General features: G+C 69.1%; 22 protein-coding genes and 2 tRNA genes. 7 read left to right on the top strand and 17 right to left on the bottom strand.

Features of this window, described 5'->3' with window-relative positions; translation table 11 throughout:
* The first annotated feature begins 16 nt into the window (after positions 1–16).
* The gene (gene pknB, locus NHL51_RS13185) at positions 17–1735 is read left to right on the top strand and encodes a Stk1 family PASTA domain-containing Ser/Thr kinase (protein ID WP_434144469.1); all 1719 of its coding nucleotides are present in this window, start codon (positions 17–19) and stop codon (positions 1733–1735) included.
* A 63-nt stretch (positions 1736–1798) separates the two neighbouring features.
* Here the strand turns inward: pknB and NHL51_RS13180 are convergent, their stop codons facing one another.
* The 3 genes from NHL51_RS13180 to NHL51_RS13170 are packed head-to-tail and all read right to left on the bottom strand — an operon-like array spanning position 1799 to position 3353.
* The gene (locus tag NHL51_RS13180; protein ID WP_434144468.1) at positions 1799–2434 is read right to left on the bottom strand and encodes an anthranilate synthase component II; all 636 of its coding nucleotides are present in this window, start codon (positions 2432–2434) and stop codon (positions 1799–1801) included.
* A complete protein-coding gene (locus tag NHL51_RS13175) occupies positions 2431–2589 on the bottom strand; it encodes a hypothetical protein (protein ID WP_434144467.1) in 159 nt (52 codons plus the stop codon). The genes NHL51_RS13180 and NHL51_RS13175 overlap by 4 nt, the downstream gene beginning before the upstream one ends.
* Positions 2589–3353 (bottom strand): class E sortase, encoded by a 765-nt coding sequence (locus NHL51_RS13170; protein ID WP_434144466.1) that lies wholly within the window; start codon positions 3351–3353, stop codon positions 2589–2591. The genes NHL51_RS13175 and NHL51_RS13170 overlap by 1 nt, the downstream gene beginning before the upstream one ends.
* 104 nt (positions 3354–3457) lie before the next feature.
* Between NHL51_RS13170 and NHL51_RS13165 the strand changes: the two genes are divergently transcribed.
* Positions 3458–3733: a cell division protein CrgA gene (locus tag NHL51_RS13165; protein ID WP_434144465.1), complete on the top strand. Its 276-nt coding sequence runs from the start codon at positions 3458–3460 to the stop codon at positions 3731–3733.
* A 189-nt stretch (positions 3734–3922) separates the two neighbouring features.
* Here the strand turns inward: NHL51_RS13165 and NHL51_RS13160 are convergent, their stop codons facing one another.
* Positions 3923–4858 (bottom strand): rhomboid family intramembrane serine protease, encoded by a 936-nt coding sequence (locus tag NHL51_RS13160; RefSeq protein ID WP_434144464.1) that lies wholly within the window; start codon positions 4856–4858, stop codon positions 3923–3925.
* A gap of 11 nt (positions 4859–4869) precedes the next feature.
* On the bottom strand, positions 4870–5379 hold the full coding sequence (locus NHL51_RS13155; RefSeq protein WP_434144462.1) for a peptidylprolyl isomerase: 510 nt from the start codon (positions 5377–5379) through the stop codon (positions 4870–4872).
* A 112-nt stretch (positions 5380–5491) separates the two neighbouring features.
* Here NHL51_RS13155 and NHL51_RS13150 point away from each other — a divergent pair, with 112 nt between their 5' ends.
* Complete coding sequence (locus tag NHL51_RS13150) at positions 5492–5992, top strand: DNA/RNA helicase (protein WP_434144461.1); 501 nt, start codon at positions 5492–5494, stop codon at positions 5990–5992.
* A 47-nt stretch (positions 5993–6039) separates the two neighbouring features.
* On the opposite strand, the gene NHL51_RS13145 is transcribed toward NHL51_RS13150, so the two are convergent.
* The 5 genes from NHL51_RS13145 to NHL51_RS13125 are packed head-to-tail and all read right to left on the bottom strand — an operon-like array spanning position 6040 to position 10670.
* Positions 6040–6549, bottom strand: coding sequence for an NUDIX hydrolase (locus tag NHL51_RS13145; protein ID WP_434144460.1), 510 nt, complete (start codon positions 6547–6549; stop codon positions 6040–6042).
* A gap of 9 nt (positions 6550–6558) precedes the next feature.
* Positions 6559–7584 carry an alpha/beta hydrolase gene (locus tag NHL51_RS13140; RefSeq protein WP_434144458.1) on the bottom strand — a complete coding sequence of 342 codons (1026 nt, stop codon included), beginning with the start codon at positions 7582–7584 and terminating at the stop codon, positions 6559–6561.
* 55 nt (positions 7585–7639) lie between these two features.
* Positions 7640–8587, bottom strand: coding sequence for a hypothetical protein (locus tag NHL51_RS13135; RefSeq protein ID WP_434144457.1), 948 nt, complete (start codon positions 8585–8587; stop codon positions 7640–7642).
* Positions 8584–9303, bottom strand: a complete 720-nt coding sequence (locus tag NHL51_RS13130) for a response regulator transcription factor (protein ID WP_434144455.1) — start codon at positions 9301–9303, stop codon at positions 8584–8586. The genes NHL51_RS13135 and NHL51_RS13130 overlap by 4 nt, the downstream gene beginning before the upstream one ends.
* The gene (locus tag NHL51_RS13125) at positions 9291–10670 is read right to left on the bottom strand and encodes a histidine kinase (RefSeq protein WP_434144454.1); all 1380 of its coding nucleotides are present in this window, start codon (positions 10668–10670) and stop codon (positions 9291–9293) included. Before NHL51_RS13125 ends, NHL51_RS13130 begins: the two co-directional genes overlap by 13 nt.
* A 395-nt stretch (positions 10671–11065) precedes the next feature.
* Here NHL51_RS13125 and NHL51_RS13120 point away from each other — a divergent pair, with 395 nt between their 5' ends.
* Complete coding sequence (locus NHL51_RS13120; RefSeq protein WP_434144451.1) at positions 11066–12868, top strand: 2-isopropylmalate synthase; 1803 nt, start codon at positions 11066–11068, stop codon at positions 12866–12868.
* Between the two features lie 198 nt (positions 12869–13066).
* Here the strand turns inward: NHL51_RS13120 and NHL51_RS13115 are convergent.
* From NHL51_RS13115 to NHL51_RS13100, 4 genes are all read right to left on the bottom strand, one after another.
* Positions 13067–13139: transfer RNA gene (locus tag NHL51_RS13115), tRNA-Ala, on the bottom strand.
* Between the two features lie 99 nt (positions 13140–13238).
* Positions 13239–14045: a GTP cyclohydrolase II gene (ribA, locus tag NHL51_RS13110; protein ID WP_434144450.1), complete on the bottom strand. Its 807-nt coding sequence runs from the start codon at positions 14043–14045 to the stop codon at positions 13239–13241.
* Between the two features lie 58 nt (positions 14046–14103).
* Positions 14104–14463: a cupin domain-containing protein gene (locus NHL51_RS13105; RefSeq protein WP_434144448.1), complete on the bottom strand. Its 360-nt coding sequence runs from the start codon at positions 14461–14463 to the stop codon at positions 14104–14106.
* 2 nt (positions 14464–14465) lie between these two features.
* Positions 14466–14777: a DUF2249 domain-containing protein gene (locus tag NHL51_RS13100; RefSeq protein WP_434144446.1), complete on the bottom strand. Its 312-nt coding sequence runs from the start codon at positions 14775–14777 to the stop codon at positions 14466–14468.
* A 54-nt stretch (positions 14778–14831) separates the two neighbouring features.
* Here NHL51_RS13100 and NHL51_RS13095 point away from each other — a divergent pair, with 54 nt between their 5' ends.
* From NHL51_RS13095 to NHL51_RS13085, 3 genes are read left to right on the top strand one after another with little or no spacing between them, the layout of a single operon-like run.
* The gene (locus tag NHL51_RS13095; protein WP_434144445.1) at positions 14832–15542 is read left to right on the top strand and encodes a helix-turn-helix transcriptional regulator; all 711 of its coding nucleotides are present in this window, start codon (positions 14832–14834) and stop codon (positions 15540–15542) included.
* Positions 15539–16774 (top strand): hypothetical protein, encoded by a 1236-nt coding sequence (locus tag NHL51_RS13090; protein ID WP_434144443.1) that lies wholly within the window; start codon positions 15539–15541, stop codon positions 16772–16774. The genes NHL51_RS13095 and NHL51_RS13090 overlap by 4 nt, the downstream gene beginning before the upstream one ends.
* Complete coding sequence (locus tag NHL51_RS13085; protein WP_434144441.1) at positions 16771–19383, top strand: multicopper oxidase domain-containing protein; 2613 nt, start codon at positions 16771–16773, stop codon at positions 19381–19383. The genes NHL51_RS13090 and NHL51_RS13085 overlap by 4 nt, the downstream gene beginning before the upstream one ends.
* 232 nt (positions 19384–19615) lie before the next feature.
* Here the strand turns inward: NHL51_RS13085 and NHL51_RS13080 are convergent.
* The 3 genes from NHL51_RS13080 to gyrA form a co-directional block, all read right to left on the bottom strand.
* Positions 19616–19689 (bottom strand) — tRNA-Ile (locus tag NHL51_RS13080).
* Between the two features lie 73 nt (positions 19690–19762).
* The gene (locus tag NHL51_RS13075) at positions 19763–20170 is read right to left on the bottom strand and encodes a DUF3566 domain-containing protein (protein ID WP_434144439.1); all 408 of its coding nucleotides are present in this window, start codon (positions 20168–20170) and stop codon (positions 19763–19765) included.
* Positions 20163–22709 (bottom strand): DNA gyrase subunit A, encoded by a 2547-nt coding sequence (gene gyrA / locus NHL51_RS13070; RefSeq protein ID WP_434144480.1) that lies wholly within the window; start codon positions 22707–22709, stop codon positions 20163–20165. Before gyrA ends, NHL51_RS13075 begins: the two co-directional genes overlap by 8 nt.
* Positions 22710–22721 lie beyond the last annotated feature (12 nt).

Here is a 22721-nt window from a genome sequence, read left to right as displayed (position 1 = left end):
AGACTTGAAACGACCTATGAGCACGGAAGAGGTGGACATGCCCGAAACGCCTGCAGGCGACGGACAGCGCATCCTTGCCGGACGCTACGCCATCGGCGAGTTCGTGGGACAGGGCGGTATGGCCACTGTCTACCGCGGCACCGACACGAAGCTCGGTCGCCAGGTCGCCATCAAAGTCATGAAGGCCGACCTCGCAGGCGACGAGGATTTCCGTTCCCGGTTCCGCCAGGAGGCCCAATCGGCCTCGCGCATGGCGCACCCGACGGTCGTGCGCGTGTTCGACGCGGGCGACGACCTCATCCAGACCGCCGACGGCCCGAAGCGACTGCCGTTCATCGTGATGGAGTACGTCGACGGCACCAACCTGCGGCAGCTCCTCGCCGAGGGCAAGCTCTCGATCACCGAGGCCTGCCGCGTCGTGAGCTCCGTGCTCACCGCGCTCGAGTATTCGCACCGCGCCGGCATCGTGCACCGCGATATCAAGCCCGCCAACATCATGATCACGAAGAGCGGTCAGGTGAAGGTGATGGATTTCGGCATCGCGCGTGCCGTCTCCGAGACCTCGTCGACGCTGCAGCAGACCACCGCCATCCTCGGCACCGCCGCCTACTTCTCGCCCGAGCAGGCGAAGGGCGAGTCGATCGACGCGCGCACCGACCTGTATTCGACCGCCGTGCTGCTCTTCGAGCTGCTGAGCGGCGATGTGCCCTTCCGCGGTGACACCGCGGTCGCGGTCGCCTACCAGCACGTGAGCGAGCGCCCGGTGCCCCCGAGCGAACGCAACCCCGAAGTGACTCCCGAGCTCGACCGCGTCGTGCTCTACGGCCTGGCGAAGGATCGCTCCAAGCGGTTCCAGTCGGCCTCGGAGTTCGCCGACGCGCTGCGGATGGCGGCGGACGGCGAAATGCCGAACCTGCAGCTGCAGCCGCAGTCGACGGGCGTGCTCTTCTCGGGCGGCGAGGAAGTATCGGAATCGGACCTCGCGCTGCGCCAGCTCTCGGAGGCCGGCGGAGCCGCGCGCACGCAGAGCCGCCCCCCGGTCATGTGGACGTGGGCCGCTATCCTCACCGTCGGCGCGGTCATCGTCGCCGTCGTGTTCTGGCTCGTGACGCTCGCCCCGCAGGAGTTCCAGCCGAACTCCTCGCGCGAAGTGCCCGAGCTCGTGAACATCAACCGCAGCGACGCCCTCGACGCGCTCAGGCAGCTCGAGCTCGTGCCGCTGCCGATCGAGCAGACGAACGAGAAGGTGCCGGGCGGCAAAGTCATCTCGACCGACCCGGTGGCGGGCACCGTGCTCAGCCCGGGCGACAAGATCACCGTCTACGTCTCGACTGGCCCCGAGTCGGCCGAGGTGCCAGCGTTCTCGCGCATGACCCTCGAGGAGTACACGACCGCCGTCGAGGAGCTCGGTCTCACCGTCGGCCAGATCACGCAGCAGGACGATCCGGTCGCCACCGAGAGCAAGGTGCTCGGCGTCAGCCCCGAGCCCGGTACGCGGCTCGAATCGGGCGCTTCCATCGAGGTCACCGTATCGAGCGGCATGGTCGAGATTCCGAGCGTCGTCGGCCAGCCCCTCGAGGTCGCCACGGGCATGGTCGAGGGCCGGGGGCTCGACGTGAACCTGGTTCCGTCGAAGGACTGCGTGCAGCAGGCCGGGTTCCCGATCAACTCGCAGTCGCTCGTGGGCCGCCAGCCGCAGGGCTCGAAGGTCGACTTCATCTACTGCACGGCATAGCCCGCAGTCGCGGGGCTCGCTGATCCCTGGCAGGGATCGCCCCGCTCGTGCCGGGGCGGCCTGCTACCGCTGAATGAGCGGCGACATGCTCTTCGCGACCATCGCCGCGTTCGGCAGCCCCGCGACCCGCAGCCAGTTGCCGAACTGCTGGTAGCCGCCCTCGGTGAGCACCGACTCGGGGTGGTACTGCACGCCGTAGATCGGCAGTTCGCGATGGCGCAGCGCCATGACGATGCCGTGCTCGGTCTCTGCCGTGACGACGAGCGACTCGGGCACCGTGCCGCGCACGACCGCGAGCGAGTGATAGCGGGTGGCGTTGAACTCGGCGGCGACGTCGTCGAAGAAGGCGTCTCCGGTGTGGTGCACGCGCGAGATCTTGCCGTGCATCAGCTCGTCGGCATGGGTGACGGTAGCGCCGAGCGCCTCGGCGATCGCCTGATGCCCGAGGCAGACGCCGAGCAGCGGAATGCCGGTGCGCAGGGCGATGCCGACCATGGCGACCGAGACGCCGGCATCGGTCGGGGTGCCGGGACCCGGCGAGATGAGCACGCCGTCGTAGTCGGCGACGAGCTGCTCGAGCTCGCCCGCCGTGACGTCGTCATTGCGGATGACCCGCGTCGAGGCGCCCAGCTGCTGCAGGTAGCCGCCGATCGTGTAGACGAAGCTGTCGTAGTTGTCGATGACCAGAATCCGTGTCATGAGTCCACCGTCACTTCCTGCTGAGGCATCTGGAGCGCGACCCACGGGTATACGTAGGCGATGAGCGCGTAGACGAGGGCGGCCGCGACGATGAGCAGCACGATGACGCGCAGCCATGCGGGGCCGGGGAAGAACCGCCAGAGTATCGCGAACACTATTCCTGATCCCCCCTCAGGGCCTGATGGCCTTCCATCGTCGGGTTGAGCTCGAGCAGTTCGGCCGGAGGGCCGGCATCGCGGGGCTGGAAGCCCTCCAGGACCGAGTAGGCGATGGCGCGCTCGTCGCTGCCGGCGAGCTTCGGGTGGCAGGTGGTGAGCGTCAGGATCTGGTCGACGCCGGGCTGCCCCTCGAGGCGCGGGAACGGGTTCAGCACGTCGGTCTCCTCGGGCAGCACATACTCGATCGACCGGAAGCGGTAGGTGTACCAGCCGTCGGCGGTCTCGACGAACATGGGGTCGCCGACCCGCAGGTTCATGATCTCGCGGAACGAGTTGATCAGCGGACCCGAGCGGTGCCCGGCGAGCGCGAAGTTGCCGGGCTGGCCGGGCATCTGCGTGGTCTCGTAGTGTCCGATGCCCTTGTCGTCGAGGTTCAGCACCGTCCACCAGTCGGTCGTCTCGGCGACCGCATTCGCGTAGGTCGTGCCGAATGCGGGCACGCGCAGCACGGCGAAGCTCTCGGCCGGCGCGGGCACCGCGGTCACGGGCACGACCCCGTCGTAGGGTGCGGGTGCCGGTGCGGCGTCCCACCCCGCCGAGAGCTCGTCGGAGAGCCGGGTCTGCTTCGCCGTCACCTCGAGGCCCGTGTGCCACGGCTGCCAGACGATGTATCCGAAGACGCCGAGACCTGCGACGAGCAGCAGTTCGCCGATGACGGTGAGCGGGCTCAGACGGGCCCGGCGTCGACGTTCGGCAAGCATGCACTCATTGTAGAAGGTCGACCGCGGGCGAAACCGTGAAGCCGCTCCCGGCCGGTTGGCGCCCCATCAGCAAGGATCGGGGAGAACCGGATAGAATCGGGGGCATGGCAGCAACCGGTAAGAATCTGAGCAAGCGCAAGTCGTCCGAGGTCTCGAAGGATCGCGAAGCACTGGCGGCTGCTCGCAAGGATGCGCCGAACCCCGTATGGTTCAAGCCGGTCATGTTCGGCTTCATGCTGCTCGGCCTCGTCTGGATCGTGCTCTACTACATCACGAGCACCACGATGCAGCTGCCGGTGCCGCCGCTCGGTCAGGCGAACCTCTTCGTCGGCTTCGGCCTCGTGCTCGTCGGCTTCCTGATGACCCCGTGGTGGAAGTAGCGCCGCCCCTCAACAGGGTGAGCAATGGCCCGTCGCGCTTCCGCGACGGGCCATTGCTCTGTCCGCCCGGTCACGAACTACACGTGTGTAATTCTCCCCAGACTGTGCACAAGCCTGTGGATAACACTCGAGGGCCCGGCATGATGCCGGGCCCTCGAGTGTCTGGGCGGTCGCTCGAACGGGGACGCGTCAGGCGAACACCGGCGGCAGCGCGACGAAGTAGGCGAAGCCCAGCGCGACGAGCACCGCGCCGAGGCCGGCGAGCGCGCAGATGCGCAGGGTCTTCCGGCGCGGGCCGCGCAGGGCGAACATCAACCACGTCGTGAGGGCACCGACGATCATGCCGCCGAGGTGCGCCTGCCACGAGATCGTCGTCCCCGGCAACAGCCCGATACCGAAGTTGATCGCGAGCAGCACGATCAGCGATGTGATGTTGACATTGGCCTTGCGGAAGACCACCACCGTCGCGGCGAGCACGCCGAAGATGGCGCCCGAGGCGCCCACCGTGCGGGTCGCGAGCGTCGTCGGGTCCGCGTACACCCAGAACATCACGAAGAGCGAACCGCCGAGCCCCGCGAACAGGTACATCACGAGGTACTGCGCCCGTCCGAGCAGGTGCTCGAGATTGCGGCCGAACAGCCACAGCGCGTACATGTTGAAGAGGATGTGCAGCATGAACGTCGGGTCGTGCGTGAACATCGACGTGAGCATGCGCCACGGTTCGAACCCGAAGCCCTCGGGCAGGAAGACGCCCGGCATCGAGTAGAGCGGCGAGTACCAGAGCGCGCGGGTGATGCCGTCGCCGAAGAACCAGTGGCCGAGCAGCTGCAGCACGTACACGGCCGCGTTCACCGCGATGATCGTATACGTCACCGGATACTCGGCGGCGGCGAATCGGCGCCCCGTCACCCGGGCAGTGCGCGCAGCGCGGCTCGCCGTGCCCGGCTGCGTCTGCTTCACGCAGTCCGGGCACAGCACGCCGACGGCCGAGACCTGCTGGCAGTCCGGGCAGACGGTGCGTCCGCATCGCTGGCACAGCGTGAAGCTGTGCACGCGCGGGTGCCGGTAGCAGACGTCATCCGCACCGTATTCGACGCGTTCGCCGTATGCGGGTCCGTTCGCCACCGACGTGATCCCTAGGCCGCGGCGACGTCGACGCCGGTGATGACGACGTCCTCGACCGGGCGATCCATCGCGCCCACGGCCACGGCCGCGATCGCGTCGACGACCTGCTTCGAAGCGTCATCGGCGACCTCGCCGAAGATCGTGTGGTTGCCGTTGAGCCATGCCGGGGCGATGGTCGTGATGAAGAACTGCGAGCCGTTCGTACCGGCCAGGCGGCCGGTGAGGTCGGGGCGCTTGCCGGCGTTCGCCATGGCGAGCTGGTAGGGCTTGTCGAACACGAGCTCGGGGTGGATCTCGTCGTCGAAGGTGTAGCCGGGGCCGCCGGTGCCGGTGCCGGTGGGGTCGCCGCCCTGGATCATGAAGTCCTTGATGATGCGGTGGAAGATGACGTCGTTGTAGAAGTCCTTCTCGGCGAGGTCGACGAAGTTCTTCACCGTCTTCGGCGCGTGGTCGCCGAAGAGGTTGACGACGATGTCGCCGTGGTTCGTGTGGATGGTTGCAACAGAGGTGTGAATTGCCATGGAACCAGTGTATGCGGCGGGCACTTGCCGACGCAGACCCGTTATTCAGGGTTCGTTCGGTGTAGCGTGGAGAGGAACAGTGACATGTATCACCGTGCATAGGAGGACACCCATGAACCTGTCGCGCAAACGCCGCCGCGAACTCCGCCGCCTGCGCGGGGAGGCGCAGGAGCTGCTCGACCACCAGCGCCTCGTGCTCGGGCACGCCGGCGAAGTGCTGAACGAAGCCGGCCGTCAGGCGAAGAAGCTCAGCGACGAGCACCTCGCACCCCGCGTCGACGAGACCCTCGAGGCGGTGCGCCCGACCATCGACCGCGGCGTCGCATCGGCCCGTCGCACCGCCGACACCGTGCGTCGCGTGACGACGCCGTTCGTGGCCGCGGCTCTCGCCCGCACGATCCGCACCCTCGACGAGCTCGAGAGCCCGGCCGCCGCCTCGCAGGTGCGCGGCTTCGGCGAACGCTCGGGCTACCTGAAGCCCGAGAAGAAGCGCCGCGCGGGCGGTCTCATCGCCCTCGGCCTGGGCCTCACCGCCGCGGTCGGCGTCGGCTACGCCATCTGGCAGGCGTTCCGCACCGACGACGAGCTCTGGATCGCTCCCGAGAGCGAATAGCCGACCCGTTACGGGGTCGACGAACGAGCCGGAGAAGCAGCGCGCAGCTACTTCTTCGGCTTGTTCGTTCTCTGGGGCGTCTTGCCGGGTTGCGACTTCGAGCCGGCGGGCTTGCCGCCCTGCCGGTTCTGCGGGCGCCGCCCGATCCCTGCCATGCGCATGCCGGTCTGCACGAGCGACAGGGTGCGCAGCCCGCGCACCTCGCGCAGCGGCACCCAGCGGGCCTCATCCGATGAGCCGCCGACCTCGTTGCGCAGCGGGCCGTCCTTCACCGTCGCGCGGTAGACGATCCTGATCGTGTGCAGTTCGGGGTCGGTGCCCTCCGGCACGTCTTCGCGCACCATGACCCGCGAGTCGACGCCGAGCAGCTTGCCGATCTTCGCTTCGAGACCCGTCTCCTCCATCACTTCGCGCACGACCGCTGCGCGGGGGTCCTCCCCGCTTTCGAGGCCGCCGCCCGGCAGCGTCCAACCGTGCAGGTGGCCGCGGCGCCAGTGGGTGAGCAGAATCTTGCCGCGGCGTTCCACCACTGCGTAGGCCGCGACTCGAAGATCCATGGTACGAGCCTAGCGCGTGTGCACCGCCGCCCAGCCGGTCAGCCACCGGTCGAGGCGCCGATACGCCTCGGCCCGCGCGTCGGGCGCCGAGAGGAAGACGTCGTGCAGCGCGCCGTCGATCCGTTCGACCGCGAGCGACGGCCCGAGCCGCAGCGCCGCCCGCGCGACTTCCGCGACATCGAGCACGGTGTCCGCGCGCGTCAGTTCGTCGCTCCAGCGCAACGGTATCGCGGAGCGTTCGGAGAGCAGGGTCAGAATCGGCGCGTCGATGCCGAGGCCCTCGTCGACACGCGCCTGACCGGCGAGGATGGCGCGCATCCATCCGCTGAACACGGGGTGCGCCCGCTCGGGCCGCCATGCGCCGTTGAGGCCGGCGAGGTCATCGTGCGGGCCGACCTCGCGCTGCGCGCGGGAGTAGAAGCCGTAGTCGAGCTGCGGGCCGGCTTCCCGCGGGTTCAGCCGCGCACTGAGGTTGATGATGGGCACGAGCAGCTGGCGCGCCGCCCCGGTGAGCTGCAGCGCCAGCCAGGGGCTGTTGAGCAGCAGGGCAGAGGCGCGGCCGGGGTGCGCGGCCGCCCACAGGCTCAGCACGAGACCCCCGGTCGAGTGCCCGAACAGTACGAGCCGGCGGGGCTGCGCCGTCGCGGCCCCGCCTCCATCGCCCTCGTCCATCACGGCGAGCGCGAGTTCGATCTCCGCCCCGTACTCGTCGAGATCGTCGATGTAGCCCGCCGTCTGGCCCTCGCGCAGACTGCGCCCGTACTTGCGCAGGTCGAGAGCGTAAAACCGGGCGCCGCGATCGGTCCAGAACCGCGCGAGGTCGCGCTGGAAGAAGTAGTCGGACCAGCCGTGCACGTACAGCACGTCCACGTCTTCGAACGCGCGGTGGCGGCGCAGCACCCGGTCGGAGAACGAGCGCGGTGCGGGGAGCGAGCGCACGAGCGTCGCGACGAGGGGTCCCTCCGCGTCCTCGCCCAGGTCGAGGTCGGCGCACTCGAAGCCGTCGCCGAGGATATCTGCACGCCAGACGGTCATGCCTCCCAGTGTATGAGGCACGGTGGCCGGGCGGGGTGCTCCCGCCCGGCGCGCACTACCGCGCCCGCAGCACGACTTCGCCGAGGTCGGCGTTCACACGCACGAGGCTCTGGGCGTCGTCGCCCGTGGTGAGCCCGTTGTCGACCGAACCGATCTTGCCGGTCGTCTCCACCCGGTACGTGCCGTCGGGGAGCGTCACGGTCGCACTGCCGAGTCGCAGATCCACCTCGACGCCCTTCGGGGGCTCGCCGGTGAGGTTCACCTCGGCCTCGCCGGTGGTGAGGTCGATCGAGGCCGTCGTGACGTCTGCGAGGTCGACGGTCGCCTTGCCCGTGCCGAAGTCGAGGGCGAGCTTCGATGCGCTGCCCGCGAGCGCGATCTCACCGGCGTCGGCTTCGACTTCGAGCGCGCGGAAGTCGCCGTCGAGGCGCAGCATGCCGCGGTCGAACGAGATATCGGCAGCGAGTGCGCCGGCGGCGGCGCTCGGCAGCGTGAGCGTCGCGGTCGTGCCGCAGTCGAGCAGGCAGGCGTTCTCGGGCGAGGCATCGCCTTCGGGGCCGGTGACGACGAGGGAGTCGCCCTCGCGCACGAGCGACCAGTCGGTGGCGTACTGCCCGCTGACCTCGAGCACGGCGTCGGTCGGGGCCCCGCCGCCCGAACCATCGGCGCCGGGTGCGGCGAACGCGATGGTGAGGCTCGCCAGCGAGGCGTCGACCTCGAGGTCGGTCGCCCCGGTCGCATCCTCCCGGAACGAGTTCGCGGCCGCGCCGGCGTCGCCGATGCCCGCCGTGCCGCTGCCCGAGCCGATGATGCCGGGGAGCACGTCGATGCCCCAGGCGACCTGGCGCTCGGCGACGGCGGCGGCCGCGGCCGAGGCGCCGGCGGTCAGCAGCGCGAGGCCGCCGACGATCGAGGTCGCGATGAGAATGGCCCGCGTCGCGGTGCTGCCCGATGCGGGCTGCGGGGCGGGTCTCGGAGTCGGAGTCGTCTGCGGAGTGGTCATGGTCGTGCTCCCGTCTGGGGTCCGTTCTGGGCGGGCTGCTGCCCGGGGCGGTCGTTCGGCGCGATGGAGCCGGTGCTCTCGATGTGCGCGATCGCGGCGAGCACGCGGCGGTTGCCGCTGCCATCGGGCTCGAGGCCGAGCTTCTGGAAGATGGCGGTGATGTGCTTCTCGACGCTCGCTTCGGAGAGGAAGAGGAGCCCGGCGATCGCCTGGTTCGATCGGCCTTCGGCGAGCGCGGCGAGCACCGTGCGCTCGCGATCGGTGAGGTCGCGCAGGCGGTCATCGCGGCCGCGGCGGGCGAGCAGCTGGGCGACGACCTCCGAGTCGAGCACGGTCGCGCCGTCCGCGATGCGGCTCACGGATTCCATGAACTCTCCCACGTCGGCGACGCGATCCTTCAGCAGATAGCCGAAGGCGCCGCCCTGGGCCGTGATGAGTTCGCTCGCGTAGCGCTCCTCGACGTACTGCGAGAGCACGAGCACCGCGAGGCCCGGGCGGGTGCGGCGCAGTTCGAGCGCGGCGCGGATGCCCTCGTCGGTGTAGCTCGGCGGCAGGCGCACATCGAGGATGCAGAGCTCGGGGTCGGTCGCGGAGACGCGCTGCATGAGCTCGCTCGCGTCGGGGAGGGTGGCGACGACCTCGTGGCCGCCGTGCTCGAGCAGGCGCACGAGCCCCTCGCGCAGCAGTACGGAGTCCTCGCAGATCAGGATGCGCATGGCACGCTCACCTCCAGCGCGGTCGGGCCGCCCTGCGGGCTGTCGAGACGGGTGGTGCCGCCGGCTGCGAGCACGCGGTTCATGACGCCGTCGATGCCGCCGCCCGGCACCGCGTGGGCGCCGCCGATGCCGTTGTCCTCGATACGGGCCCAGAGTACGCCTTCGTCGCGGGTGCGCACGACGACGCGGCACTCGCTGGCACGGGAATGCTTCGCGGCGTTCGTGAGCGACTCGGCGATGCTGAAGTAGACGGCGGCCTCGGCGTCGCGGCTGCAGCGGGACTGCAGGCGCACGTCGAGCAGGACGGGGATGTGCGAGCGGGCGGCGAGCGCCGACAGCGCCGCATCGAGGCCGCGGTCGTCGAGCACGGAGGCGTAGATGCCCCGTGCGAGCTGCCGCAGCTCGGTGATGGCGGCCTTCGTCGACGTGTGCGCCTCGGCCACGAGGGCCTTCGCCGCCTCGGGGTCGGTGTCGATCTTCTGCTGGGCGAGGCCCAGGGTCATGCCGACCGAGACGAGCCTCGGCTGCACGCCGTCGTGGAGGTCGCGTTCGATGCGGGTGCGTTCGAGGTCGGCGGCGCGCACGGCGCCCTCGCGCTGCTCGCTCGTGGTGCGCACCTGCGCGGCGAGCTCCTCCTCCTTCGCCCCCGAGCCGATGATGGCGAGGGAGACGATGCGGTGCAGCAGGGCGAGGCCCACGATGCCGGCGGCGGAGAAGAGACCGCCGACGATGCCGGGCTGCCACCACACGTCGAACTCGGTGAAGAGGGCGAACAGCGAGTGCACAAACCACTGCGCGAGCCCGAGCACGGCGGCGCCGAAGGCGCTCGCCACAACGAAGTTCGCGATCGCGCGCCACATGCCGCCGTCGATCGACTGCCGGCAGATCGCGCCGAGCCAGCCCTTGAAACCCGGGGCGCGCAGCTGCTGCAGGCGCAGCGCCGGAACGCGCAACTCGTAGAGGCCGGCGATACGGCGGTTCTCGAACCAGGCGATGCCGAAGAGCGCGTACACGAGTGCGACGAGCACGACGAGGCCGAGGCCGAGCAGGAAGAGCATCCCGATGCCCGCGCCGAGCACGCCGAACAGCATTCCGATCGTCGCGAACCCGACGAGACCGTAGGCGGCGAGCTGGAGGATGGTGAGGAGGATGCGGAGCGGAGGGCGCGCCTCGCGCGCGTTCGGTGCCGCAGCCTTCTGCGCCGGCGCCGCACTCTGCCCGGTCGACGCCTGCGCCTCTTCGGGCGACGGTGCGACCTGCGGGTCCGATGCGGTGGTCGGAGCCTGCGCCTGCTCGGGGATCCCTGGCGGCGGTGCCGTATGCGCGACCCCGGTGGGTGCGGCCGCGCCGTCTACTGTGCTGATCATGCTTCTACGCTATGCGCTCGCCCGTAGGCGCGGCAGCGAGACAGCCCGAGAGTGCGCTTCGGGGTTTCCCTACTCCCGGGCGCACCGGTCTCGGCGACTTACGCGGCCCGACTGCTCAGGGGTCGGCCGGGCGGGCACTCCGCCGAGCGGATCCGCTCGAGCAGCATCTCGGCCTTCTGCTCCGCGAGCGGCATGCGCTCGGCCGGTGCCATGCGATCTCCATAGCTTCTCTACTTGTCTGAGAAGTTGTGCTACAGTTGCGACGTGCTCCCGATCGCACTCCTCCTTCTTCGTCGCCACGGCGGGGCCTAGCCTGACCGGCTCCCCGTCGTGGAGCCGAATCATGCCGGTCGCTCACCCCGAAGCGCACTGCGCTCAGAAGAAGGAGCCCCATCATGACGACCGCGTTCCCCCGCATCTCCACCCCGGCAGGCCCGATCCCTGCCGACGCCCCGATATGGAACCGCCAACGGCACTCCCAGATGCCCTCGCATCGCTATACCGATGTGTTCTCGCGAGTGGACGTGCCCCGGCCCGAACCTGCGCGGGGCTGGCCCGACCGCCGGCTCTCCGCCGCACCGCTGTGGGTGCCCGTCGATCTGCGCGACGGCAACCAGGCGCTCGCCGAACCGATGGATCCGGCGCGCAAGCACCGCTTCTTCGAATTGATGGTCACGATGGGATACAAGGAGATCGAAGTCGGCTACCCCTCGGCCTCCCAGACGGACTACGACTTCGTGCGCCTCATCGCCGAAGGCGGCATTGCACCCGACGACGTCACGATCGTCGTGTTCACCCCGGCCCGGCGCGACCTCATCGAGCGCACCGTCGATTCCATCCGGGGCATCGAGAACGAGGTCGTGATCCACATGTACACGGCCACGGCCCCCATCTGGCGCGATGCGGTGCTCGACAGGGATCGCGCATCGCTGAAGGGGCTCATCCTCGACGGCGGCCGCGACGTGCTGCGCTGGGCGGGCGATCTGCCGAACGTGCGCTTCCAGTTCTCGCCGGAGGTGTTCAATCTCACCGAACCCGACTACGCCCTCGAGATCTGCGACGCCATGACCGAGCTGTGGCAGGCCTGCCCCGAGCGCCCCGTGATTCTCAACCTGCCGGCGACCGTCGAAGTCGCCACGCCGAACGTCTACGCCGACCAGATCGAGGTCATGCATCGGAACCTCGCGCGACGCGACGGCGTGATCCTGTCGGTGCACCCGCACAACGACCGCGGTACGGGCATCGCCTGCGCCGAGCTCGCCGTGCTCGCCGGCGCGCAGCGGGTCGAGGGCTGCATCTTCGGCAATGGGGAGCGCACCGGCAACGTCGACATCGCCACCCTCGCGCTGAACCTGCACGCCCAGGGCATCGATCCGATGATCGACTTCTCCGACATCGACGAGATCCGCCGCACCGTCGAATACTGCAACCGCATCGAGGTCCACCCCCGCCACCCCTACGTCGGCGACCTGGTGCATACCGCGTTCAGCGGAACACACCAGGACGCGATCAAGAAGGGCTTCGCCGAGCACCGCGACCGGGCCGCCGCCGAAGGGCGGCACGAATCGGAGATCGCGTGGCGGTTGCCGTACCTGCCGCTCGACCCCGCCGACATCGGGCGCAGCTACGATGCCGTGATCCGAGTGAACTCACAATCCGGCAAGGGCGGCATCGCCTACCTGCTGGAAACCGAGTACGGCATCGAACTGCCCCGCCGCATACAGATCGATCTCGCCCGCCGCGTCCAGGCGCACACCGACACCACCGGCGCCGAGGTCGCCGCCGCCGAGCTGTGGAGCATTTTCGAGCACGCCTATCTGCACCCGGCGGGCGACTCCCGGGTGCGGCTCGTCGGATACGATTCCGGCGAGCACGAGGGCGCCATCCGCACCCGGATCGAGCTGAGCGTCGACGAGGTTCGGAGCACGACCGAGCACGAGGGGGTCGGCCCGGTCGAGGCGCTCACCCGGGCCCTGGCCGCGCACGGCATCGAGATGGAAGTGCTCGGCCTGCACCAGACCAGCATGGGCGCGGGTAGCAGCAGCCGGGCGCTGACCCTCATCGAGTACCGGCACCGGAATTCCACCCGGTGGAGCGCCGGACGAGCCGACTCCGTGCTCGCCGCCAGCATGAACGCCGTCATCACCGCCGCTGCCGGCGCGATGACCACCGCCTCCATCCCGGGTCCGGAGCGCTGACTCCCCCGCTGTCGGCAGCAGCCCTCAGATCCATGGACCCGTCACCGCGCTGCGCATCGCCGACGGGCGGTGACATCGGAGCCATGCGCGCGCCTCTGACCGGCCGAAGCGCACGAGAGGGACGATCGAGACCACGAGAACATCAAACGGGAGCCTCCCTCATCAGTAGATGTGGAAGGCTCCCGTACGAGATTGCGGTGGATCCTGCGAGAATCGAACTCGCGACCTCCTGCTTGCAAAGCAGGCGCTCTACCAATTGAGCTAAGGACCCGAACTGCCGTTGCGGGCTGTTCAGCAGGCGCTTGCGGCGCCGACTGAACAACTATAACCGGCCGATTTCAGCAACACAAATCGCGAACGCGCGGGCGTTTCACAGCCCGTCGTGCGACCCGGTACCGGCAGGGATCAGGTGCCCCATGCGGGTGCGCTTCGTCTCGAGATAGCCGGCGTTGTGGGCGCCGACGCCCACCACGAGCGGCTCGCGGCCGACGACCTCGATGCCGTGCTCATCGAGCTGCGTCATCTTCTCAGGGTTGTTGGTGAGGAGCGTCACGCGCGAAATGCCGAGATCGGCGAGGATCTCGGCGGCGGCCGTGTAGTCGCGCGCATCGGCGGGGAACCCCAGCTGCAGATTCGCATCGAGGGTGTCGACTCCGGTCTCCTGCAGCGCGTAGGTGCGCATCTTGTTGGCGAGGCCGATGCCGCGCCCCTCCTGCCCGCGCAGGTAGACGATCACTCCCCCGCGTTCGTGCACCGTGGCGAGCGAGGCCTGCAGCTGCGGCCCGCACTCGCACTTCAGCGAGCCGAGCGCTTCGCCCGTGATGCATTCCGAGTGCACTCGCACGAGCGGTGCGGCGACCGCCGACGCGGCGATCGCCTCGAGCGTGCCGGGGCCGACGAGGGCGAGGTGGTCGACCCCCGCTTCGATATCGGCGTAGGCGAAGGTCTGGAAATCGCCGTGCACGGTGGGCAGCAGGGTGGTCGCGAGTCGAGCGACCGGAGTGCGGGGCCCCGGGGCCCCGGCCGGGTCGGCGTCGGGTGCGGGCGTCAACGTGGCCACGTGGTCGGTGATCATGTCGCGGTCTTTCGTCGGGGTGGAGACGGTGCGCCGCGATCCCTGGAGATCTGGGAGCGCGGGCCGGGGCCCGCGCGCGCGCCATCGTTTCAGTGCCTCCATTACAACACCTTCTCCGGCTGCCGTATGCCACACCGGCGCACCGAACCCGGCATGATCGCTACTCCGGGAAGCAGAGCGTCAACAGCACGTGCGCGTCGGTCACGGCCTCGACCTCGTGCGCCACCGATGGTTTCACGTGCAACATCGCCCCGGCGGGCATCGCGATCTCTTCGCCCGAGACGCGGAACTGCACCTCGCCGTCGAGCACCTGCACGATGAGGGGAGCATTCGTCGAATGCTCGCGCATCACCTGCCCCGCGGCGAAGGACAACCGGATGACTCTCGCGCCCTCGCCCTGGAAGATCCGTTTGATCTGGAAGCGATCGGACGACACGGGCGCCGCCTGCAGCAGCGCGTCGCGATCGGCGGCGATGAGCGTACGGCCCTCGCTCACCGGCTCCGCGCCCGCGTGCGCCACGCTCAGGCCCCGGCTCGACGGATCAGGATGCGCCAGCGCTCGGGCCCCTCGTCGAGGTAGCTCGCGCTGAAGGCGTCTCGGTGGCGCTCCTTCAGCTGGGCGAGCAGCGGCACCGGATCGTGCGTCGCCGAGATGACCATGCCGAAGCCGGGGCGCAGCGACTCGAGCGCACCGAAGATGGCCGCGTGACGCACGGCGTGCGGGATCGTCTGGACATCGAGCTCGGGGAGCTCTTCGTCTTGCCCGCCGCACGCGCAGCCCGTCCGGGTGCCCTGCGCTTCGGCGCGTGTGCGATGAATCTCGATGCCGGCCATGCGTCTCCTTGCTTCGGTTACCTCACGCTCTCCCATTTTATTACACTGAATACCGTGGAAAAAGACGTGCACCCTCCCATCGCGCCGAGCGGGGGCTCGACGCCGAACAGCATGCCGCCGCCCGGCCGCGCGCATCGCTCGAACCCGCGAGAGCGCGTCTTCCAAGCGCTCGAACTCCACGACGCCGCCACCATCGGAGACGTCGCCGCCGCGACCGGCCTGCATGAGAACACGGTGCGCGAGCATCTCGCGCGGCTGCACGAAGAGGGGCGCGTGCGCTCCCGCCCCGCCCCCGCCGCCGGCCGCGGTCGACCCGCCCTGCTGTGGTCGGTCGTCGACCTCGCAACGTCGAGTGCGACGGCGGGCCTCGCCGCCGCGCTCGCCGACTCCCTCGCCCGCACCGAGAACGCCCGCGAGCTCGCCTTCGCCGCAGGGCTCGACTGGGGTGCGCGCGTTGCGGCAGGCGCCCCCGATGAGGGCTCGGTTCATGCAGGGAGTACGATCGTGCTCGATGCGATGCGCGCGCAGGGCTTCGACCCGGTTCTCGTCGAGACCGCCCGCGAGGCCGCATCCGACTGCACGACCGTGGAGCTGCGCAGCTGCCCGATCCGCGCCGCAGCGGCTGCCCACCCCGACATCGTGTGCGCGGTGCACGCGGGGCTCGTCGAAGGGCTCGCCCGATCCCGCCGCGGTGCGTTCACCGCCGAGCTCACCCCGTTCGCCGGGCCCGAACGGTGCCTGCTGCGCGTCAGGCCGGTGTCATGAGCGCGCCCGGCATCCCTCGGACCGGCGAGCCCCTGACGGTCGCGCGCCGTCGCGCGCCGGGCCCGCGCCTCCTCTGGCTCCTGCCCGCGGGCTTCGCACTCCTGTCGGGCCTCGGAGCAGGCCTGATGCTGCTCGGTGTCGCCCCGGCCTTCGGCTTCGAGCGTCTCGAGGTCGTGCACGGCATGCTGCTCGTGCTCGGCTTCGTCGCCACGCTCGTCTCGCTCGAACGGGCCACCGCGCTGGACCGCTGGTACGGTTTCGCGGCGCCCGCCCTGCTCGCGTCGGGCGCCGTGTTGCTCGTCGTCGCACCGGTTCCGCTCGTCGTCGGCAAGTCGCTGCTCGTCGCAGGCATGGCGGCCTTCACGGCCCTCGGCATCCCCCTGTGGCGACGGCAGTTCGACCATCCGCTGCTGACTCAGATCCTCGCCACCGGTCTCGGGCTCGTGGCCGCCGTGCTCTGGCTGGGCGGGGCGCCCCTCGTCGTCGCCCTGCCGTGGCTCATCGGGTTCCTCGTGCTCACCATCGCAGCCGAGCGCGTCGAACTCGCCCGCATCACCATGGGCCCCACCGCCGGCGCCCGCCTGCTCGCGCATGCCGTGCTCATCGTCGGGGCACTGCTGCTCGGCTTCGCCTTCCCGAACGCCGGCGCGATCGTGCTCGGGCTGGCGCTCATCTCGCTGACCGTCTGGCTCGTCGTGCACGACATCGCGCGGCGCACCATCCGCGGCACGGGGGTCACCCGCTTCATGGCCGCCTGCATCCTCTGCGGATATGTCTGGCTCTTCCTCGCCGCACTGCTGCTGCTCCTCGGGCAGCCTCTCGATCAACCGGTGTACGACGCGGTCGTGCACGCGGTGTTCCTCGGCTACACGTTCTCGATGATCATGGCGCACGCGACCACCATCCTTCCGGCCGTGCTGCGCATCGCGCTCCCCTACCGTCCGGTGCTCTGGGTGCCCGTAGCGATCCTGCAGATCGCGCTCGTGATCCGCATCTGGTTCGGCGACGGTCTCGGCAATCTCGTCTCCTGGCGCATCGGCGGAGTGCTCGGAGTGGTCGCGATCCTGCTGTTCGCCCTCACCGCGGTCTCGAGCGCGATCGCAGGCCCGCCGCGCACGCAGCGCCCGGCACCCCGCATCCGCGAACTCTCGTCGCAGCCGAACGGCCCCCTGTTGAAGCGCCCCGCTCGGCCTCCGCAGACCGCCCATCACATCGATAGGAGCGCCGAATGACGCTCAGCACGCGACCCCCGCAGGGCGCCGCGTCGCCGACGCGCGGCTTCCGGTTCATGCGCGACATCCCGACCGCGCTCTGGCTCATCGCCGCTGTCGTATCGACCGTCCTCCACCGCGTGCTGCCGGCCCCCCGGTGGCTCATGATCCATCTGCTGCTGCTCGGCGCGATCACGCACGCCATTCTCGTCTGGAGCGAGTATTTCTCGTTCGCGCTGCTGCGCAGCCGCGCCTCGCGGTCCGACCGCAGGCGGCAGAACATCCGCCTGATCCTCGCGAACCTCGGCGCAATCGCCGTGTTCATCGGAGTACCGTCGGGCTTCTGGCCTTCGACGGTCGCGGGCGCCGCGGCTCTCATCGCGGCGGTCGGCTGGCACGGCGCGGCTCTCGTTCGTCGGTCGCGCCGCAGCCTCCCCGGAAAGTTCGGCCGTACTGTCCGCTACTACATCGCGGCCTCCGCCTTCCTCGTGGTCGGGGCCGCGCTCGGCGCCCTCATCGCGACCGGACACGGCGCCGCGCGCCTCGGTCTGGCGCATGCGCTCATCAACCTGCTCGGCTGGGTGGGGCTCACCGTCGCCGGCACCCTCGTGACGCTGTGGCCCACCATCCTGCGCACGCGGGCCGACGATCAGGCGGCATCGGGCGCCGCGAGCGCGCTCCCCGCGCTCTGCATCGGCGCGGCGGCCGCCGCACTCGGGGCCGTGCTCGGCGTCCCGGCGCTCACCGCCGCGGGCCTCGTGGCATATCTCATCGGTCTCGTCGTGATCGGCTTCTCGGGGTTCCGTGCGGCCCGCCAGTCGCCGCCGACCTCGTTCGCTGGCCTCTCCATCGCGGCGGCGTTCGCGTGGTGGGCGGTCGTCATCGCGTTCATCGCCGGCGGCAGCGTCGTCGGTCAGCTCAGGGGCGCCGACGCCGCCGAGACAGCCGGGCTCATCGGCGGCGCCGTCCCCTACCTCGCGGCGGGCTTCGCCGCCCAGGTACTGCCCGGCGCGCTGAGCTACCTGATCCCTGTGGTGCTGGGCGGCGGCCCGACCCCGGTGCGCATCGGCACCGCGGCGTTCGAGCGCTGGGGCGTGCTGCGGGTCACCGTCGCCAATGCGGCGCTCATCGTCTGCGCGATGCCGGTGACCAGCCTGGTGCGCGTCGTCGCATCGGTGCTCTACCTCATCGCGATGGCCTCGTTCCTCGTCATCCTGTTCACTTCGATGCGGGCGCAGTCGCGTGCGAAGCGCGGAGGTCGGCAGCGAAAGCCCGCGCCCCCCGCCGCACATCGCGGCGGGCAGCTCGTCGCCGGGCTGCTCACGGTCGTGCTCGCGGTCGCGATCACGGTATCCGCCGACCCGTCGAGCACAGGATGGCGCGTGGCGCAGAGCGGACCGGACGACGCGCCCGTGACGACCGTGCAGGTGGAGGCCGCGAACATGCGCTTCACGCCGAACGAGATCGCAGTACCCGCCGGCAATCGGCTCGTCATCGAGCTGACCAATACCGACCCCGAGCTCACCCACGACCTGGTGTTCGAGAACGGCGTCGTCGGTTCGCGTCTCGCGCCCGGCGAGTCCGAGACCATCGACGTCGGGGTCATCACCGAGAACCTCGACGGCTGGTGCTCGATCGTCGGCCACCGGCAGATGGGCATGACGCTCGCGGTGAACGTGGCCGGCAGCGAGGCATCGTCGGCCCCGAGCATGCACGGCGACCTGCAATCGTCTCCGAGCTCGGGTGACGCCATCGATCTCATGGGCGAACCGGGCGACCGGTTCACGCCCTACGACCCCGTGCTGCCGCCGCTGCCGGCCTCTGACGGGCCGATCACCCACCGCGAACATCTCGTCGTGCAGGACACCGAGGTGGAGGTCGCTCCGGGCGTCACGCAGACGCTGTGGACGTACAACCAGACCGCGCCGGGACCGGTGCTGCACGGGCGCATCGGCGACCGCTTCGAGATCACCCTCACGAACGACGGCAGCATCGGGCATTCGATCGACTTCCACGCCGGCGCCCTCGCACCGGATCAGCCGATGCGCACGATCGCACCGGGCGAGACGCTGACCTTCGCCTTCACCGCGACGCGTGCGGGCATCTGGATGTACCACTGCTCGACCATGCCGATGACGGCGCACATCGCCAACGGCATGTACGGGACGGTCATCATCGAACCCGACGGGCTGCCCGAGGTCGATCGCAGCTACGTGCTGACGCAGGGCGAGTACTATCTCGGCGATCACGACGGCGGGGATGTCGAGCCCGAGAAGATCGCGCGGCGCGCGCCCGACCTCGTCACCTTCAACGGCTACGCGAACCAGTACGATCACCGCCCGCTCGGAGCCGCCGTCGGCGAGCGGGTGCGCGTGTGGGTGTTCGACGCCGGTATCGAACGGGCATCCAGCTTCCACGTGATCGGCGGTCAGTTCGACACCATCTGGTCAGAAGGGCGATACCTGATCGACCGCTTCCCCGACACCGGCTCGCAGGCGCTCGCCCTCGCGCCCGCACAGGGCGGATTCGTCGAACTCGTCTTCCCCGAGGCGGGCGACTACCCGTTCGTGTCGCACTACATGATCGATGCCGAGATGGGCGCCCGCGGGACGTTCGCGGTCACACCCTGAATTACATCGATGTAATTTATCCACAGGTGGGTATAGATCTGTGGAAACGGGGTGCGCGGACTCACTGCGCGCCCCGCCCCGGGTGACCGCGCATCGCGGCGCACCCGGGGCGAACTGCTGCGGAGAACACGAGTCGCGTCGGCGGTCGGACCTCGCGCCGGGAGGCCTTGGGGCCGGAATGCAGAAACCCGGTTCCCTCCGCATGCTGCTGCGGGAGGAACCGGGTTGTCGGTGGGGCTACCAGGACTTGAACCTGGGACCTCTTCATTATCAGTGAAGCGCTCTAACCGCCTGAGCTATAGCCCCTTGACCAAGAAACGACTTTACCCGATGTGCGGCGAAAATCGAAATCGACACCGCACATCGGGCGAGTTGATGCTTAGTTGCTCGTGAATCCGAGCTGGAACCCGCCGAGCACGCGCACGAGCAGGTTGTAGACCAATGCGCTGATCGCGCCGAGTACGGTGCCCACGATGATGTTGAGGATCGCGACGACCACCGCGAAACCGAGCACCTGCGGGAAGCCGATGATGTTCATCAGGCTGTTCTCGTCGCCCACGATGTCCATGAACAGCGAGTCGACCTGGCCGAACACACCGGTCTGCATCAGCACGGTGTAGATCAGGATGGTGGAGACCACGCTCACGATCGCGAGGCAGATCGAGATCAGGAAGGAGAACTTCACAGCCGACCAGAAATCGATGAAGACGAGCTTCAGACGCACCTGCTTCGCGGGTGCCTTCTTCCGGGTCTTCTTAGCCAGCTTGTCGGCAACAGTGTTACTCATTTACGTTTTCCTCGCTCTCGGCGACAACGGTCTGCTCGGTGTCGGACCCGTCGTCGTCGAGCCCGCGTTCAGAATTTCGCGCGATGCCAATAATACGGTCCCGCTCTGGGAATCTCGCAAATACGACACCCATCGTATTGCGGCCCTTCGCCGGCACTTCGGCGACATGCGACCGTACGACCTTGCCGCTGGCGAGCACCGCGAGGACCTCATCGCCCTCGTCGACGATGAGCCCACCGACCAGGACGCCGCGGTTCTCGTCGAGCTTCGCGACCTTGATGCCGTAGCCGCCGCGCTGCTGCACGCGGTACTCGTCGACGTCGGTGCGCTTGGCGTAACCGCCCTCGGTGACCACGAAGACGTACCCGCCGGCATCGCCGATGCGCGAGGCCGAGAGCAGCGCATCGCCGTCGCGGAAGTTCATGCCGCGCACGCCGCTCGTGGAGCGGCCCATGGGGCGCAATGCCTGGTCGGACGCGGTGAAGCGCACGGACATGCCGTGGCGCGAGACCAGCAGCACGTCGTCGGTGCTCTCCGCGATCAGGGCCGAGACGAGTTCGTCGCCCTCGCGCAGCTTGATCGCGATGATGCCGCCCGTGCGATTCGTGTCGTAGTCGGTGAGCGCCGTCTTCTTGACCAGCCCGTCGCGGGTCGCGAGCACCAGGTAGCCGGCGGCGTCGAAGTCGCGGATCGCCAGAATCTGAGTAACCGTCTCCTCGGGTGCGAGCGCGAGGAGGTTGGCGAGATGCTGCCCCTTCGAATCCCGACCGCCCTCGGGCGCTTCGTAGGTCTTCGCACGGTACACGCGACCGGTGTTCGTGAAGAACAGCAGCCAGTGGTGCGTCGTGGTCACGAAGAAATGCTCGACGATATCGTCGGCTCGCAGCTGAGCGCCCTTGACGCCCTTGCCGCCGCGATGCTGCGACCGGTAGTTGTCGATACGGGTGCGCTTGACGTAGCCGCCGCGGGTCACCGTGACGACCATCTCCTCTTCAGGGATCAGGTCTTCCATCGACATGTCGCCTTCGAAGCCGTACATGATCGCGGTGCGGCGGTCGTCGCCGTACTTGTCGACGAGCTCGCCGAGCTCCTCGATGACGATCGATCGCTGCTGGCTCGGCGATGCGAGGATGCCCTGGTACTCGGCGATCTGAGCCTCGAGCTTCGCCGCGAGGTCGAGGATCTTCTGGCGCTCGAGCGCCGCGAGGCGGCGCAGCTGCAGGCCGAGGATGGCGTCCGCCTGGATCTGGTCGACATCGAGCAGATCCATCAGCCCAGTACGGGCGTCGTCGACGGTCGGCGAACGGCGGATCAGGGCGATGACGGCGTCGAGCGCGTCGAGGGCCTTGAGGTAGCCGCGCTGGATGTGCGCCTCGGCCTCCGCCTTGCGCAGGCGGAACTCGGTGCGACGCACGATGACTTCGATCTGGTGCTTCGCCCAGTTCGTGATGAAGCCGTCGAGCGCCAGCGTGCGAGGCACTCCGTCGACGATCGCGAGCATGTTCGCGCCGAAATTCTCCTGCAGCTGCGTGTGCTTGTACAGGTTGTTGAGCACGACCTTCGCGATGGCATCGCGCTTGAGCACGATGACGAGGCGCTGACCGGTGCGACCGCTGGTCTCATCGCGGATATCGGCGATGCCCTGCACCTTCTGGTCCTTCACCAGATCGGCGATCTTCACAGCCAGGTTGTCGGGGTTCACCTGGTACGGGAGCTCGGTGACGACGAGGCAGGTACGGCCCTGGATCTCCTCGATATTGACCACCGCGCGCATGGTGATCGAACCGCGGCCCGTACGGTAGGCCTCGCGGATGCCCTTCGTGCCGAGAATCTGAGCGCCGGTCGGGAAATCGGGCCCCTTCACGCGCTCGATGAGCGCCTCGAGCAGCTCCTCGCGCGTCGCGTCGGGATTCTCGAGGTGCCAGGTCGCCGCCTCCGCGACCTCGCGGAGGTTATGCGGCGGAATGTTCGTGGCCATGCCGACCGCGATGCCGACCGAGCCGTTCACCAGGAGGTTCGGGAAGCGCGACGTCAGCACCGTCGGCTCCTGCGTGCGGCCGTCGTAGTTGTCCTGGAAGTCGACGGTCTCCTCGTCGATATCGCGCACCATCTCCATGGCGAGCGGCGACATCTTCGTCTCGGTATAACGGTGCGCAGCGGCGCCGTCGTTACCGGGCGACCCGAAGTTGCCCTGACCGAGCGCCAGCGGATAGCGCAGCGACCACGGCTGCACGAGACGCACGAGCGAGTCGTAGACCGCCGTATCGCCGTGCGGGTGGAACTGGCCCATGACGTCGCCGATGACACGGGTGCACTTCGAGAACGCCTTGTCGGGGCGGTAGCCGCCGTCGTACATCGTGTAGATGACGCGGCGGTGGACCGGCTTCAGGCCGTCGCGTACGTCGGGCAGCGCACGGCCGACGATCACGCTCATCGCGTAGTCGAGGTACGAGCGCTGCATCTCGACCTGCAGATCGACCTGGTCGATCCGACCGTGGTTGATCTCCACCTCCGGCCGCTCGCCCTGCTCCTCGGTCACGTCTTCGGGGGT

This window comes from Leucobacter sp. gxy201, from assembly GCF_051043335.1.
Taxonomy (GTDB): Bacteria; Actinomycetota; Actinomycetes; order Actinomycetales; family Microbacteriaceae; genus Leucobacter.
The sequence above is the reverse complement of the archived record's forward strand: the minus strand, read 5'-3'. Positions and strand labels throughout refer to the sequence as shown.